The sequence below is a fragment of the Gemmobacter megaterium genome, from assembly GCF_900156815.1.
Classification (GTDB): domain Bacteria; phylum Pseudomonadota; class Alphaproteobacteria; order Rhodobacterales; family Rhodobacteraceae; genus Wagnerdoeblera; species Wagnerdoeblera megaterium.
In genome coordinates, this window is sequence record NZ_FTOT01000013.1 from 17,423 (window position 1) to 32,654 (window position 15,232).

The 15,232-nt window shown below is 64.5% G+C and carries 15 protein-coding genes; 4 read left to right on the forward strand and 11 right to left on the reverse strand.

Translation table 11 applies throughout. The annotated features are described in order from the left end of the window. Positions 1-34: 34 nt before the first annotated feature. Positions 35-919, reverse strand: a complete 885-nt coding sequence (locus BW970_RS18205) for a recombinase family protein (RefSeq protein ID WP_076534116.1) — start codon at positions 917-919, stop codon at positions 35-37. A gap of 226 nt (positions 920-1,145) precedes the next feature. Here BW970_RS18205 and BW970_RS18210 point away from each other — a divergent pair, with 226 nt between their 5' ends. After that, positions 1,146-2,213, forward strand: a complete 1,068-nt coding sequence (locus BW970_RS18210; protein ID WP_076534118.1) for a hypothetical protein — start codon at positions 1,146-1,148, stop codon at positions 2,211-2,213. Positions 2,214-2,230: 17 nt separating this feature from the next. Here BW970_RS18210 and BW970_RS18215 read toward each other — a convergent pair whose 3' ends face one another. From BW970_RS18215 to BW970_RS18225, 3 genes are all read right to left on the reverse strand, one after another. Further along, on the reverse strand, positions 2,231-2,530 hold the full coding sequence (locus BW970_RS18215; RefSeq protein ID WP_076534120.1) for a type II toxin-antitoxin system RelE/ParE family toxin: 300 nt from the start codon (positions 2,528-2,530) through the stop codon (positions 2,231-2,233). Then, positions 2,527-2,784, reverse strand: a complete 258-nt coding sequence (locus BW970_RS18220) for a type II toxin-antitoxin system ParD family antitoxin (RefSeq protein ID WP_076534122.1) — start codon at positions 2,782-2,784, stop codon at positions 2,527-2,529. Before BW970_RS18220 ends, BW970_RS18215 begins: the two co-directional genes overlap by 4 nt. Before the next feature lie 170 nt (positions 2,785-2,954). Next, entirely contained in the window at positions 2,955-4,157 is a 1,203-nt protein-coding gene (locus BW970_RS18225) for a Fic family protein (RefSeq protein WP_076534124.1), read from the reverse strand. 403 nt (positions 4,158-4,560) lie between these two features. Here BW970_RS18225 and BW970_RS18230 point away from each other — a divergent pair, with 403 nt between their 5' ends. Beyond that, positions 4,561-5,025, forward strand: coding sequence for an excisionase family DNA-binding protein (locus tag BW970_RS18230; protein ID WP_076534126.1), 465 nt, complete (start codon positions 4,561-4,563; stop codon positions 5,023-5,025). A 97-nt stretch (positions 5,026-5,122) separates the two neighbouring features. Next, positions 5,123-6,139, forward strand: coding sequence for an IS110 family RNA-guided transposase (locus BW970_RS18235; RefSeq protein WP_076534129.1), 1,017 nt, complete (start codon positions 5,123-5,125; stop codon positions 6,137-6,139). Positions 6,140-6,705: 566 nt separating this feature from the next. On the opposite strand, the gene BW970_RS18240 is transcribed toward BW970_RS18235, so the two are convergent. The 3 genes from BW970_RS18240 to BW970_RS18250 all read right to left on the reverse strand — a co-directional run bounded on the left by BW970_RS18240 (position 6,706) and on the right by BW970_RS18250 (position 9,038). Further along, positions 6,706-7,548 (reverse strand): hypothetical protein, encoded by an 843-nt coding sequence (locus tag BW970_RS18240; RefSeq protein ID WP_076534131.1) that lies wholly within the window; start codon positions 7,546-7,548, stop codon positions 6,706-6,708. Positions 7,549-7,785: 237 nt separating this feature from the next. After that, positions 7,786-8,439 carry a hypothetical protein gene (locus tag BW970_RS18245; protein ID WP_076534134.1) on the reverse strand — a complete coding sequence of 218 codons (654 nt, stop codon included), beginning with the start codon at positions 8,437-8,439 and terminating at the stop codon, positions 7,786-7,788. Positions 8,440-8,633: 194 nt separating this feature from the next. Beyond that, the gene (locus tag BW970_RS18250) at positions 8,634-9,038 is read right to left on the reverse strand and encodes a single-stranded DNA-binding protein (RefSeq protein WP_076534136.1); all 405 of its coding nucleotides are present in this window, start codon (positions 9,036-9,038) and stop codon (positions 8,634-8,636) included. 425 nt (positions 9,039-9,463) lie between these two features. On the opposite strand from BW970_RS18250, the gene BW970_RS18255 reads away from it, so the two are divergent. After that, positions 9,464-9,784, forward strand: a complete 321-nt coding sequence (locus BW970_RS18255; protein ID WP_076534138.1) for an H-NS histone family protein — start codon at positions 9,464-9,466, stop codon at positions 9,782-9,784. 96 nt (positions 9,785-9,880) lie between these two features. On the opposite strand, the gene chrA is transcribed toward BW970_RS18255, so the two are convergent. The 4 genes from chrA to BW970_RS18275 all read right to left on the reverse strand — a co-directional run bounded on the left by chrA (position 9,881) and on the right by BW970_RS18275 (position 15,216). Next, positions 9,881-11,248 (reverse strand): chromate efflux transporter, encoded by a 1,368-nt coding sequence (gene chrA / locus BW970_RS18260; protein ID WP_076534140.1) that lies wholly within the window; start codon positions 11,246-11,248, stop codon positions 9,881-9,883. Then, positions 11,248-12,069 (reverse strand): chromate resistance protein ChrB domain-containing protein, encoded by an 822-nt coding sequence (locus BW970_RS18265; RefSeq protein WP_076534142.1) that lies wholly within the window; start codon positions 12,067-12,069, stop codon positions 11,248-11,250. The genes chrA and BW970_RS18265 overlap by 1 nt, the downstream gene beginning before the upstream one ends. 196 nt (positions 12,070-12,265) lie before the next feature. Then, positions 12,266-12,748, reverse strand: a complete 483-nt coding sequence (gene cueR / locus BW970_RS18270; RefSeq protein ID WP_076534144.1) for a Cu(I)-responsive transcriptional regulator — start codon at positions 12,746-12,748, stop codon at positions 12,266-12,268. Next, on the reverse strand, positions 12,745-15,216 hold the full coding sequence (locus BW970_RS18275; RefSeq protein ID WP_076534146.1) for a heavy metal translocating P-type ATPase: 2,472 nt from the start codon (positions 15,214-15,216) through the stop codon (positions 12,745-12,747). Before BW970_RS18275 ends, cueR begins: the two co-directional genes overlap by 4 nt. Positions 15,217-15,232 lie beyond the last annotated feature (16 nt).

Below are 15,232 nucleotides of genomic sequence, written 5' to 3' on the forward strand. Positions count from 1 at the left end.
GATCTTCAGAATCGCGCGGCCGATTCCCACGACTTCACGCAAGCAGCCCCAGCCTCTCAGCCCTCTCCAGCAGCATCTTCACGGATGACGGCTGCCAGCTTGTCCGCCCGCGGGGCGTGCGCTCACGCATCGCCTCCAGCCGGGTGCAGATCGCTTGAAGCGTGACGTCCGGGTCCGCGCCTTTGATGGCGGCGACGATGGCGGGTAGGCGGTCGTCGGTTTCGCGGCGGCCAGCGCGGTCCAGTACTGTGGGCGGTAGGAAGCCGTCCCGGACATAGGCGTTGACCGCGCGCAAAAGCCGGCTTTGCGTCCATTGGCGCTCGCGGGGCAGGGGGCCGTTGACGATGCGCACCACGTCTTCCCTGGCCATGTCGGGCCGCAGGCGACGGACATGGGGCACCCAGTCCTGCGCTGTCTCGTTCAGCCGCTCCATATAGCCGTCCTGCCGGGCCAGCCGCACCTTGTGCAGCGCTGCTGGATCCCGGACGCGCAGGCCCGGATTGCCGCCAACCCGGCCTTTGGTTCGTGCGCTGGCCAGCCCGGCCTTGGTGCGTTCGCGGATCAGGGCGCGCTCGAACTCAGCGGCGGCGCCCAGGACCTGGAGGGTGAACTTGCCCTGCGGGGAGGACGTGTCGATCGGGTCCATGAGCGAGCGGAAGAAGGCGCCTTTCGCCTCCAGCCGCTCGACCACTTCCAGCAAATGCGAAAGCGACCGCGCCAGACGGTCGATACGCACCACCACCAGCGTGTCGCCCTTGGCGATCCGCTCGAGCACGCGGGCCAGCACGGGCCGCGCGCGGTTTCCGCCCGAAGCTTGCTCTTCATGGATCCCTGCGCAGCCCGCGGATTTCAGGGCCTGCGACTGGGGCAGGGGGGTCTGATCCTCCGTCGAGACGCGCGCATAGCCGATCAGGGACATCAAAACAGGCCGTTTGCAGTTTCATATACCGCTGATAAACGACCGATTGTAAACGAATGCAAGGGCGCTCACTGTGGCCCTGCTCAACAGAATGCCCTTGGTTTCCATACGCAGAGCGCGATCAGAGAGTTCTCGCGGACCATCGCGCGCGCGTGCTATGTAAGGTGTGCAGACGCGCTCTGACAAAACCCTTGGGTAAAGTGCAAAATAGCTGTATTTTGCGCATATGAAGCCTGAAACCTCCACAGTGTATGATGAATCCGACGCGCTCGGCATTTATGCTGAGGAGGTCGAACAGGCGTCCGAGGACGACCTGTGGTTCCTACCCGGTCCGATGGACGACGAGCCGGACTACTTGCCGCCGGGACCACGGGCCGAACTGCGTGAAACCGAAATCCTCGACGATTGGCGGAAGGCAGAGGGGGGGCAGGCCGCGCGTCTAGCCCGTGTGGCTGGTCGCGTCGGCGCGCTGGACGACCGGTTGAAGCGCGGACCGGAAGGATGGCGGCATCGGCTGGCGCTGATGGAGGCCGCAGATCTGAGCTGGCACACCGGTGACCGCATCAGCCAGGATCGGCTGGCGCTCTGGATCTCGCTGCGCCTGTCCGGTGTCCAGGACGACACGGCGGCGCTGGCGCGGGTCGGGTGGGCGGTTCGGCGACTGACGGGTGGACCGGGACCGGAGCAGGACTTGGCCGCCTTCCTCGACCGTCGCGACCCCGAGAACATCAGTGATGAGACCGAGCCGTTCGTGGATCGCGCGAGCGGTTGGCTGGATCTGATGGGGCAGGCCACGGACCTGCACCCGATCACTCGCGCTTGCGCAGGCTTTCACCTCTGGCGCCTCGCGGGGCTCGGGCAGCACGGTGACCAGATGGAAGCCGCTGTCGTAGCTGCGCGGATCGCTGCCAGCGAGGGGAGAGGCGCAGTCTTCGCGCCTCTGGCCATGGGCGGGGCAGAGGGGTTACGGGCCGGTGGTTCACCGTCTGATCGTCTGGCGCGCTGGCTCGACGGGATGGAGAAGGCCTGTCTGACCGCGATGCGACAACTTGACGATATCGAGGCATGGTCGGCGCGGACGGAAGCCGAAATGATACCGCTCTCGGGCAGGACGCCCCCGGCCTTGCGCGCAGTGCTGACCGAATGGCCGCTCGTCTCTGCGCCGATGGCCGAGGCCCTGACGGGTGCCAGCCGCGCCGCTGTCCAGCGCAACCTTGCATGGATGCAAGAGCGGAGTCTGATCCGCGAGGTCACAGGGCAGGGGCGGTTCAGGATGTGGAAGGCAACAAACTGAAGGGACCGACTGGGGCATTAGCCGTCGGGGAACAGGATTGCCTCGACGTCCATCGCACCATTCAGGATGTGCAGGATGGTAATGCGGTCAGCCCTGATCCGGTAGAATATCAGGTATCGACCATGCACCCTGCGACGGATGCCGTGATGCTCGTACCGGGACACCACCGGCCAGGCTTGCGGCATGTCGGCGATGTCGAGGCAGAGCTGGTAGAGTTCACGCAAGTAACTCAGCGCGCGCGCCGGGTTGTCTCGAGCTATGTAATCGCTAATCGCTTCAAGGTCCGCCTCAGCCTCGGCGGTGAGGACGACCTTCATTCCGAGGGCCGACCTGGACCTTCATACTTGCGTTCGAGGCGTGCGACGACATCTGCCAGCGGCTTTGTCCGTCCTGCCGCTTCATCGTCGATGCCACGCGTCAATGCCTGGTCCAGCACCGCCAATCGCATCTCGCGCTCCTGGATCAAACGGATGCCCTCGCGCAGGACCTCGCTTTTCGAGTTGTATCGACCACTCTCGACCAGCTTCGCAACGAAGCTCTCGAGTTTGGGTCCAAGGTCTGCGCTGATCATGTCGGCCATCCGTTTCGAGAGATTTCAGCTTAGTTGACTTGATAACAGTTATCAAGGAAATGAGGGGCGACGCGGACAAGTAGCGACCTCGTGCGCGTGTCTGATCGGTCAGAGGCCGGCAGAACTGAGCGCTCTCCGCCCCACCCTTGGGTGGAATCGGGCCCGCTCGCTTATCCTGGCAGCTCCCCGTCAGCGAACAGGTTCGGGAAGAGGCGCTCCCGGTAGTCGAGAGGGAATGCCAGTCGCACGGGCGTTTTCGGCGAGGCGGATGCCAGGTAGCCGGCTGAGGTCAGCTTGCTCAGCGTGTTACGCGCCGTGCGCTCGGACGTCTTGAGCACGATCTGTGCCTCGCCGCGTTCGAGCGTGCCATAGCGCAAGACCGCCGAGATGAGATCAGGGGCACGCTTGTCATCGATCGTGTCTGCGACCAGTCGCCGATAACGCTTTTCCAGACCCGGAAGGTCGAAGAGCTTGGCCGAGAAGGTGATCTGATCCAGCGTTACCTTCAGGAACCATTCGCAATAGGTCTTCAGAGCGGCCTCGGACAGATTGCCCCGCCCGTCGCGATCGCCGCGCCGCGGGCTGTCTGCCATGTCCATCATGCGCTTGTATTCGCCCCGGTCCGCCAGCCCGCGCGCCAATCCGCGGGAGACAGACCAAAGCCCCTGACCTCCGATACCGGCCTCGAGCGCCATCGCATGGGACATCAGGCGGCTGACCCGCCCGTTTCCGTCGGGAAACGGATGGATGTAGTTGAGCCGGTGGTGCGCCGTGGCGATGGCGATGATCCGGCCGCTCGCCGAGCGAGCTGCGATCTGAAACCGCCTGTCGAAATGGTCCATGAAGGCCGCGACCCGACCGGAGGAGGGGGGCAGATGGCGGCCGACAGCGACTTCGCTGTCACCCTCCTGCCGCATGCGGCCCGGAATGATCGGCTCGATCGTGCCATCCAGGTGTTCGATGCGCCGGAACTCGTCGGGCATCTCGTCGTAGAAGGTCTTGTGCACCCAGGTGAGGAACGCGACGGACGTGGGCCGGGGCAAGGTGCCTTCCCGATGCATCTTGTCGATCAAGCGCTGGACGATGACATGGGCGCGGGCTTCAAGTGCAAGGGGCCGCGTCTCGGCTTCCAACTCAGCCCCGGCGAGAGCGCGCTCGATGTCACGCGGGCGCGTGTTGTGCCCCTCGATCAAGTTCGAGTAGTAGCAGTTCATCACCCTAACCAGGTCAGCCAGTTCGGCCGCACTGTCCGGGTGGAGACCCTGACCGAGGTTTGCTGCCTCGCGCTGGATCTCGACCGACAGGTCGGCCAAGCTGGCGGGTATGTGCTCCTCGAAGAAGCATGGCTCGATCCTGCCGGGTGTCTCAAACATTCTTTGCCGATCTTCAGACAGCGTAACTATCATCCTCTCTTACCCCTTATTGACCCTCGCGGGTAGAGTTTTGCCGAAGTTCCTTGCCGATCTTTGGTGCCGATGTCCGCACCGTTAAATGTGGGGCATTCGCCGCCTCAGTTTGCACCAGTCGCGCGGCCATCGCGCGCAACCTTGCATGGATGCAAGAGCGGGGTCTGATCCGCGAGGTCACAGGGCAAGGGCGGTTCAGGATGTGGAAGGCGACAAACTGAAGGTTAGCGTGGGTGTCACCGGCTCACTCGGCAGCAGCGATGACCGCGAGCACGCGGCAGGGCGCGCAGATAATCATGAACACTTAATGCATTTGTTGCACTTATTTCATATATGGTGGTAGAGAACAGAAACCGGAGAGGAGACCACCATGAACATGCTGGCACACCGACATCTTCCGCCCACGCCGCAGGACGCAGCGATTGCGCGCGTCTCTGGCCAGGCATTGTCACGCTTCGCCCAAGCGCGCGTGCCGTTGAAGCTTCGTGTGACGGACCCCGAGCAGATGGAGCCGATCGAGCTTCCTGCGGGCGCCGTATCGCTGCTCATGGAAATCCTCGAGACGATGGCAGCGGGGCGGGGGGTCACAATCATCCCCGAGAACGCCGAACTCTCGACCGTACAGGCCGCCGAGGTTCTGAACGTCTCGCGTCCGTTCCTGATCAAGCTGCTCGAGGATGGTGCCATACCGCATCGGAAGGTCGGCAAGCATCGCCGCGTCCGCATGGAAGACGTGATGTCCTACAAGGCCGCGATTGATACCGAGCGTGAAGCTGTGCTCGATCAACTGGCCGCCGACGCTCAAGAGCAGGACATGGGCTACAGCTCGAAATGAGCCAGGACACGGTCTGAACTGATGCGGTGGATGCCCCCACCCAGCGGCATCTCGTATGCCATGATTGTTCCATCGGAACCGAACGGAGGGCACATCGATGACGACACCAATCAGCATGCTGGCGATCGACCTGGCGAAGGGCAGCTTCCAGGTCTGCGCTGTCGGCGCGGATGGGGCGGTTCTCTATAACCGCGTGCTATCGCGCACACGGCTGGCGGTGCTTCTGGCCGAGCAACCGGCCTGCGTGGTGGCGATGGAGGCTTGCGCGACGTCGCATCATTGGGGCCGGGTTGCGCAAGGGCACGGCCATGAGGTGCGGCTCGTGCCGGCGGCCTACGTGAAGCCGTTTGTGAAGCGCCAGAAGAACGACCGCGCGGACGCGGAAGCCATCGCAGAGGCGGCTTCGCGTCCGACCATGCGCTTTGTTGCGGTGAAGAGCGTCGAGACCCAGGGTCGGGCGGTGGCGTTCCGGACGCACCAATGCCTGGTCCGGCAGCGCACGCAACTGATCAACGCGCTCCGAGGACATCTGGCCGAGTTCGGGCTTGTGGCGCCGAAGGGGCCTGCGAGCCTGAAGGTGCTCGAGAGCGCGCTGGCCGACGAGACCAGCACGTTGCCCGACGCGGTCCGGCAGATGGGCGCGATCTATCTCGAGCAGATCGCGCGGCTCACGGAAACGATCGAACGGCTGGCGGCCGAGTTGGAGACAGCCTCGAAGATGGACCCGGCGCTTCGGCGGCTTCGCACCATCCCGGGGATCGGCCCCGTCATTGCGGGGGCGGTGGCGGCGTTTGCCCCTGATCTCGACACGTTCGACAGCGGACGGAACTTCGCCGCCTGGCTCGGCCTCGTGCCACGGCAAAGGTCCACGGGCGGCAAGGTGAAGCTGGGCTCGGTCAGCAAGATGGGCCAGACCGACATCCGCCGGCTGCTGATCGTCGGAGCGATGAGCGTGATCCGATGGGTGGTCCGCAAGGGCGGCAGCGCGAACAGCTGGCTCGCCGCTCTCGTGGCGCGCAAGCCGAAGATGGTCGCCGCCGTGGCGCTGGCGAACAAGATGGCCCGGACGATCTGGGCGGTGACGACGAAGCAGGAGGACTACAGGATGGCGTGACCCCATTCCCTGAGAAAGGACGAGGGCACGGCATGGCCGCAAGGCCGGGGTGAGCGATCGACGAGGAGTAGGCGACACGGACTTCGAAGTTCAAGGCGGGAGATTCAGACCCGGCGCTCGAGCGCTTGCAGCTCTCTGAACCGATGTGAACCCGGCCTTCCGAACAGCATACCGGCCCGTGGCGTCATCGAAGGCCACGCTCAGAGGCCTGACACACGTCCGATCGAAGACCTCGCCAAAAGATCGAAGATCATGCTTGCCAAACAGGGGGCATCCACACACGCCCCATCCGCTCCGATTGCGCAGACCTGGAAGCTGCCCTTCGCCAGGTCGATCGCCAGCATGCTGATTGGTGTCGTCATCGATGTGCCCTCCGTTCGGTTCCGATGGAACAATCATGGCATACGAGATGCCGCTGGGTGGGGGCATCCACCGCATCAGTTCAGTCCTGTTCGATGCGAACGTCGCCACGGTTGCCGATCTGGAGCAGTTCGCCGACTTGCTTTGATCCCGGAACTCCCCTGACTGAATACGTTCTGGCCAGAGTTGCGGCACCGGATCCCTCGTCACCGCGAAATTTCGCCTGCCAGGACTGCACGCCCGTGGACCGCAAGCGTCGCAGTGAACCTCGGGCAACCGAACTGCCGGATCACGGCGGCAATGCGCGCATCGTACGCGGCTTGCCCGATGACGCGACACAGGTCTGACGCGTGAAACTGGCGGTTCGAGCTTGGCGCAGCCTTGATCTGTTCGTGCAGTTCGCGCTCTCGTGGCTCTTGAACCGGCTGTGGAGCGGGGAGAGCCGGTGGGCGCGTCGCTTCTCCAGGCGAGGTACGCCACCGGCGCATGAAGCCGAGCAGGAAACCGGCCGGAACCTTGCTGTTCCCGCGTGCCCGGTTGAAGGCAAGGAATCGTTCCCAGATCACTTGCGTGTCGACGTTCCAGCAGGGTAGGGCGCTCTTCGCGGCCTTGATCAGCTCGGCCCAGCATGTTCGGAATACGTTCGAGCAACCGTCAATGTTGATCTGTCCTGTGAATATAGTTTTGTTAGATTCCTCTCTAGATAGCGATGTGTCGCCTCCGTCTGACACGAGATCGAGGGTCTGTTCGCCGTCGTCAAAGGCCGCGAAGCGGAAAAGCCAGGGGGCGAACTTGCCGTTCGACTTCTCGCGCTCAAGCTTCAGTTCGGAAGTTTCAAGCTCACTCAGCAGAACGCTCAGGTACTGGCGCGAGACGCCCATCTTCGCTGCCAGAGAGGACAGGGTGAAGGCAGCCGTGCCGCGGGGCAGGCCGTTATACCCGTCTTTCCATGCTATTCCGTCGAGGATGAGCGTGGCCAGCTTGTGCGCCGAAACCGAGAGGTCAGTCTGCGTGATCCGCCTGAGGATCAGGCCAGTCGTTGGTTCCATGGTCGTATCTCCTAAGAGACGAAGCCATGTCGAGAGCAAACAACATTATTGCCAGCAAAAACACTTTGCTGGTTGCAGAGGTTCGGACACTGCGCTAGAAGAACCGTGTTCAGGGGTTTTTTTCTAGCGCGGCGTCAGGCTTCTCGGTCTGGCGTCGTTTCCCTTTTTTGGGGTGATGCACTGCCTCCGGTGCAAGTTGATCGGAGCGGGCCAGTGTTACGCTGGCGCGCACGGGGTTCAGTATCGGACCTCTTCGAAGCCGTAGTTTCCTTCATGGTCGCGCCAATCGACGAAGACCGAGCGATAACTCACCCAACCACAGTGCTCGGGACGGGGCAGAAGCGAGGCAGGTGGAACAGCCCCCACGCTCGAGCGCTGCCAGCGATAATCGCCCTGCACACCGTAGGAGCCGAGCCTGGTCGAGTCGTAGCGGATGCAATCACCGTCACGATCCTGATGTTGGCTGAACTGGATATGGTAGACGCGGATGCTCCGAACGAAGTCAAAGGCGCTGCCGGAGATGTCTATATCCGCACGCTCATCGGCCTGCGCCAACACGAACGGAACTGTCGCATCCGCGACGCTGCTCCCAGGCGCAGCCCGGAAAGTGATATCGTAGAGGCGCTCCATCGGCGATAGTGGGGCAGGGGCATCAAACGAGGCTCCCATTGGGCAACGCCAGATCTGCAGCGGCGGCTCGACGGGCCAAGGCGTGATCCTGCGGATGAAAACAGCCCGCGCATGTGCACAGGGCGCAGATGCTGGCCAGCCGCCCGCGAGGCACAGGAGGATGGCGCAGTCGACCTGGTAGCCCTGCGCAGAAGCGGGCTCCGGCGTGACCATCGCGAGCGCGAGCCCGGCTGTTGCGAGTGACGTCAACGGATGCTTCATGTATCGACTCCCTGCGAAATTGGTCGCTCGATACGATACAACATGCACGACTACAACCTGATTTGAACAACAGCGATGTTGCGAGATCGCAGGGCAACTCAGGTGATCCGGCACGGAGCGTTCGACGTCTCGTCCTGAACGCCCCGAACCCGGCGGGTTGTCTCGCCGGGGCCGAGGGGGAGACCCCGTTCTTTTCAGAACGGGATCTCGTCGTCGCGGTCGACCAGCTCGGGGTTTTCGGTCTCGGCCGACTTCGGGCGGCTCAGGAAGTCGACCTTCTCGGCGATGATCTCGCAGCCGTAGCGGTCGTTCCCCATGCTATCGATCCACTTGGTGTAGTGGATGCGGCCGTGGACGAGGACCTTCATGCCCTTTTCGCAATGCTCCGCGACCGTCTTGCCGAGACCGTTGAAGCAGATGATGCGGTGCCATTCCGTGTCCATGACCCGGTAGCCGTTTTCGTCGCGCAGGACGCGACCTTCCGAGAGGCGGGGGCGGGAGGTGGCGAGGCTGAAGTTGGTGATCTTGGTGCCGCCCTGGGTGGTGCGGACTTCGGGGGTCTGACCGATGTTGCCGGCGAGGATGACGATGTTCTGCATGATAAGCTCCTGTGTGTCCTGTCTTCGGGACCGTCCCTTCGACAAGACCCGGAGAAAGCCCGTCGGGTGACGCGTGCACGGTGGACAGCATGGACGCCGGAAACCCCCAGAGGACCGGGGTGGAGCGGGCAGCCCCGAAGGGGCAACACGGCCCGGACTGACGCGGGGTTGCGCGCAGGAGCCCGAACGGGATTAGGGGATTGTCAGTCGAAGGGATGGCCCGGGAGACAGAGATGCGCGGGGAGCCCATGCCAGAACCCGTCACCCTGCCAATCGGGACAGTCTGACCCCCAGTTCCGCACCTCCTTGGCGACGAAAACTGCGATCACCAGCCTCCGCCACCCCTTCCCTGGCCTTCCGGGAGTTGCGGCGCCTTACCGCGACAGGCTATCGATACCGGGACATTCAGGACACGGACCGCATCAATGGCTGATTACGATCTCGAGGCACTGTCGCTCGGCGAGCTGAAGAAAATGCAGAAGGACGTCGCCAAGGCGATTGCCACCTATCAAGATCGGCAGAAGGCGGAAGCCCGCGCCAAGGTGGAGGCTCTCGCCCGGGATCTGGGCTTCTCCCTGGCCGAACTTGTCGGCACCGAGACGAAAACCTCCCGTGCACCGGCAGCGGCGAAATATCGGCACCCTGAGAACCCGGCACTCACCTGGTCCGGTCGGGGGCGCAAACCGCAGTGGTTCGTTGAGGCGTTGGGGGCGGGAAAGACCGCAGAGGAATTAGGGATCACTTGAAGGACGCAGCAGGACACTGGCAAGCCCATGCCATCGCGAAACCGTCGACGAGATATGCACGGCGCCCGACATCTCCGCGGTGGATAATCTGAAGGCTCATGTCCAGCCGAACGCAGCAAGCGCCATCCCCGCGAGCGCACAGCCTGCCAGCACCATCACCGGGCCAAGCTTGAATCGGAACACTGCCACAAGCGCGGCAAGCACCAGTGCTGCAGCCGCCAGATTGATCGACGACCAGACGGGCACATCGAAATCGAGCCCGAAGGATGCGATCGTTCGCACTTCGTCGAAAACCACATGGAGGCCAAACCAGACAGCGAGGTTCAGGATGACGCCGACCACGGCTGCGGTGATGGCGGTCAACGCGGCTGTCAGCACCAAGTTGTCACGCAGGCGCTCGATGAAGGGGGCGCCGAGGAAGATCCAGAGGAAGCAGGGCGTGAAGGTGACCCACGTGGTCAGCAGACCGCCCAGCGTGCCGGCCGCGAGCGGCGACAGGCCGGTCGCTTCGCGGAATGCGCCCATGAAGCCCACGAACTGCGTGACCATGATCAGCGGTCCGGGCGTGGTCTCGGCCATGCCGAGGCCGTCAAGCATCTCGCCGGGGGCGAGCCAGCCGTAGTTCTGCACCGCCTCCTGCGCCACGTAGGCCAGTACCGCATAGGCGCCGCCGAAGGTGACGACAGCCATGACGCTGAAGAAGCCGGCAATCTGGGAAAAGACATTGGCCGGGCCGAGCAAGACGAAGAAAAGGGTGACCGGCGCCAGCCAGAGCACAAGGAACACTGCCGAGATACGGAAAGCGTAGCCCCGGCTGACCTCGGTATGCTCGGGCGACTCCTCGCCAAGCAGCGTGTCGGCATCATCGACCAGGACCTTGCCGACCTTGCCGTGTCCGCCGCCCCCATGGAACGCGGGCAAGCCGGCGCGGGCGCCGAAGAACCCGATCAAACCAGCGATCAGGATGATGAGCGGAAACGGCACCGCGAAACCGAAGATCGCCACGAACGATGCGGCGGCGATGGCAATCATCGCGCCGTTCTTCAGCGCGCGCGAGCCTATGCGGATGACCGCCTGCACCACGATCGCCAGCACCGCGGCCTTGAGCCCGAAGAACAGCGCCTCGACAGGTCCGACATTGCCATAGAGCGCATAGATCCAGCTCAAGCCCATGATGGCGATGACGCCGGGCAACACGAACAGGACGCCCGCGATGATCCCGCCCAGCGTGCGATGCATCAGCCAGCCGATATAGACGGCCAGCTGCATCGCCTCCGGGCCGGGTAGCAGCATGCAGTAGTTCAGCGCGTGCAGGAACCGCTTCTCGCCCAGCCAGCGCTGTTCCTCGACAAGTATGCGATGCATCAGCGCGATCTGTCCGGCGGGGCCACCGAAGCTCAGAAGGCCGATGCGGGCCCAGATGCGCGTGGCCTCGGCCAAGGTGGGATAAGCGCGGTCCTGCATCAGTCTGCCTTCGGCTTGTTGGTGGGCCAGGTGTGGGTCTCGTCGGTTGAGTCCCGCGCCCATCGGTAGAAGGCGTCATAGAGCAGCATCCCGGCCTCCAGCTGCTCCAGATCGTCGGAGAACATGCGCGACAAGCCAAGCGAGGCCGCCAGCAGCCCCGCCGCCTCGGGCGCGAGGTCGAGCCGGGCGGTATCGGCGCTGCGCACGATAGTCGCGAGGCGGGCGAGCGCGGGAATGCTGAGGCCGAACTCCGCCAGCATCACGTCGAAGGTGCAGAGTTCGCCCCTATGGCTCCAGAACACGCCTTCGATGTCGAAGGGCGCGGCGTTGTAGCGTTCGGCGACGCCGATAACCTCGGCGGGCGCCACGAACAGGATGATGGCGCGAGGATCCAGAAACCGCCGGATCAGCCAGGGGCATGCGATGCGGTCGATCTTGGGGCGCGAGCGCGTGACCCAGGTGGTTCGGCCCTGCGCATCGCGCGCGGGCAGCTTCGCTGGATCGATCAGCGGCAGCCCGGCCGTTCGCCAGGCTTCGAACCCACCCTCGAGATACTCCGAAGGGCAGCTTTCGGCGCGCAGGATCGCGGCTGTGCCTTGGCTGCGCCGATGGCCGGCCTGACAAACGGCGATGGACGTCTGCCCGCCAAGCTGCACGGCAAGTGCAGCAAGATCCCGGTCGTCAGTCCTTATGGATCCGGGTAACAGGCGCGGATCGGTGGCGAAGTCTTCCTCGGACCGCACATCCAGCAAGAGCGGCGCGCGAGGTGTTCCAATGATGCGGGCAAGTTTCTCGGATGAAATAGCGTTAGGCGCAGGCATCTGCGTTCCTCCTCAGGTCAGGATATGCGGGAACGCGATCTTCGGCTGGCGCCTCGTGGGGCGGTCGCAAACCCCATGAACGGAAAATCCAATTTCAGGACAGGATTGTCAACCAAGGTCGCCAGGGGAGGAGGCGCGCGCCCGTGCGGCACATCGAAACAATCGCAAGAGGTTAACGCCGATGCGAAAGCCGACATCAGCCGGGCAAACTGCGCCGGACTGCCCGTTGCCTGCCCCGCGGCCCGGAATCGATTGCACCAGTGCGTTTCTCCAGCCTGTTGGACTCCTCTTCGGGCGCCTCCAGCTCCTTAAGGATAGGGCAATCAGGACGATCGTTGCCGTGGCAGCAGTCAGCGAGGTTTTCGAGGGTGGCGGCCATGTCCTGAAGCTCGGCAATCTTCAGGCGCAGGTCCGCGACATGGGCCAGAGCCAGACGTTTGACGTCTGCACTTTGCCGCGCGCGATCGCGCCAGAGGCCCAGCAACTCGCCGATGCCCTCGACGCTGAAACCCAGATCCCGCGCACGGCGAATGAAGCGCAGCATGTGCACGTCCTGATCCGAATAGATCCGATAGCCCGAAGCTGTCCGCGCAGCAGGTGGGATCAGCCCCGTTTCCTCGTAATACCGGATCATCTTGGCAGAGACGCCCGAGGCGCTGGCCGCATCGCCGATGTTCATGCCGTGCCCTCCTGCACCGGGGGTGTCCAACGCCTGAGCCGCAGCGCATTACCAAGCACAAAGACTGACGACAGTGCCATCGCCCCCGCCGCAAAGATTGGCGACAGAAGGATGCCGAATGCTGGCCACAAGAGCCCCGCCGCCACCGGGATCAGCGCGGTGTTGTACGCGAAGGCCCAGAACAGGTTCTGCCGGATGTTGCCGATCGTTGCCTTTGACAGCGCGATCGCAGCTGGCACACCCTTGAGCGAGCCCGACATCAGCACCACATCGGCGGCTTCGATGGCGACATCGGTGCCGGTGCCGATGGCGATGCCCACGTCAGCCTCGGCCAGCGCGGGTGCGTCGTTGATCCCGTCACCGACAAAGGCCAGTCGGCCATGTGCGGCCTTCAACTCGCGCACAGCTTCCACCTTGCCATCGGGCAGGACCTCGGCCACCACGGCGTCGATGCCCAGCTTGCGCGCGATGGCCTGTGCGGTGCGGGCGTTATCGCCCGTCACCATAGCCACGCGCAGGCCAAGCCCGTGCAGGGCGCGGATCGCGGCGGGGGTGGTTTCCTTGATCGGGTCAGCCACGGCGATGATCGCGGCGAGATTGCCGTCGATGGCGGCATAGAGTGGGGTCTTCCCCTCGTCCCCCAGCCGTTCGGCCGCAGCAGTGAAGGCCGCGACATCGAGGCCCAGCCGCGCCATGTAGCGGTCCGCGCCGATCTGGATGTGGGAGCCCCCGGCCTCGGCCGCGACGCCGAAGCCGGTCAGCCCCTCGAACTCCGTCACCGGGGGTAGAGATAGACCCTCTTCCAGCGCCGCCCTGTGAATAGCCTGCGCGATGGGGTGCTCGGACTTGCACTCGACCGCCGCGACAAGGGCCAGCACCTCCGCCCGTTCGAACCCCGGCGCAAGCTCCAGATCGGTCAGGCGCGGCTTGCCCTCGGTCAGGGTGCCGGTCTTGTCAAAGGCCACGACCCGGGTGCCCGACAAGAGTTGCAGCGCCTCACCCTTGCGAAACAGCACCCCCATTTCAGCCCCGCGCCCGGTGCCAACCATGATCGAGGTCGGCGTAGCCAGCCCCATCGCGCAGGGGCAGGCGATGATCAGCACCGCCACGGCATTGACCAGCCCGAAGGTCAGCGCCGGTTCGGGGCCGAAGGCGAACCAGATGGCAAAGGTCAGCAGCGCCACCCCGATGACGGCGGGGACGAACCACATCGTCACCTTGTCGACCAGCGCCTGGATCGGCAGCTTGCCGCCCTGCGCGGCCTCGACCATGCGGATGATCTGCGCCAGCATCGTGTCGGCCCCGACCGCGGTGGCACGAAAGGCCAGCGCGCCGGTCTGGTTGACGGTGCCGCCGACGACCACCGCGCCGACGCGCTTTTCCACCGGGACCGGCTCGCCGGTGATCATCGACTCATCGACCCAGCTCTCGCCCTCGATCACCTCGCCATCCACCGGCACCCGCTCGCCGGGGCGCAGTTCGACCAGATCGCCGGGCAGCACCTGATCGACCGCGATTTCCTGTGTGACCCCGTCCCGTCGTACCCGCGCGGTCTTCGCCTGCAGCCCGACCAGGCGCCCGATCGCCTGCGACGTGCGGCCTTTGGCGCGGGCCTCCAGATAGCGGCCCAGCAGGATCAGGGTGACGATCACCGCCGCAGCCTCGTAATACACGTTCACCGTGCCCGGCGGCAGCAGGCCGGGGGCGAAGGTCGCGACCATGGAATAGGCATAGGCGGCCATTGTGCCGACCGCGACCAGGCTGTTCATGTCTGGCGCCCCGCGCGCCAGCGCCGGAAAGCCGAGGGCGTAGAAGCGGATGCCGGGAAAGGCCAGGACCAGCGTGGTCAGGGCGAACTGGATCAGCCAGTTTGCCTGCATGCCGATGGTGGCCATGATCAGATGGTGCACGGGCGGGAACAGATGCGCGCCCATCTCCAACACGAAGACCGGCAGGGTCAGCGCCCCGGCGATCAGCACATCGCGGCGCAGCCCCTGCGCCTCGGCCTCGCGCCGCTCGGCGGCACTGCCGTCGCTGGCCGCCTGCCGCTGGCGGGCGGTGTAACCAGCGCCCTCGACCGCTGCGATCAGGGCGGCGATGTCGGCGGTGCCGGTGACATTCGCGCGTTCGGTGGCAAGGTTGACCTGCGCTTCGGTCACGCCCGGCACGGCGGCCAGCGCGCGCTCGACCCGGCCGACGCAGGAGGCGCAGGTCATCCCCTCGATGGCCAGTTCCACCCGCGCGGCGGGCACGTCATAGCCCGCCCCCTCGATCACCTTGACCAGATCGGCGCGGCTCACAGGGGAGGACAGCCTGACCTCGGCCTTTTCAGTGGCGAGGTTCACATTGGCCTCCGCGACACCCGGGACAGCCAGCAAAGCACGCTCTACTCGCCCGACGCAGGAAGCGCAGGTCATCCCTTCGATATCCAGAACTTGCGTTGGAAGCGGTCTCAGGGCGGTGTTCATGGGGTTCTCGCCGCAG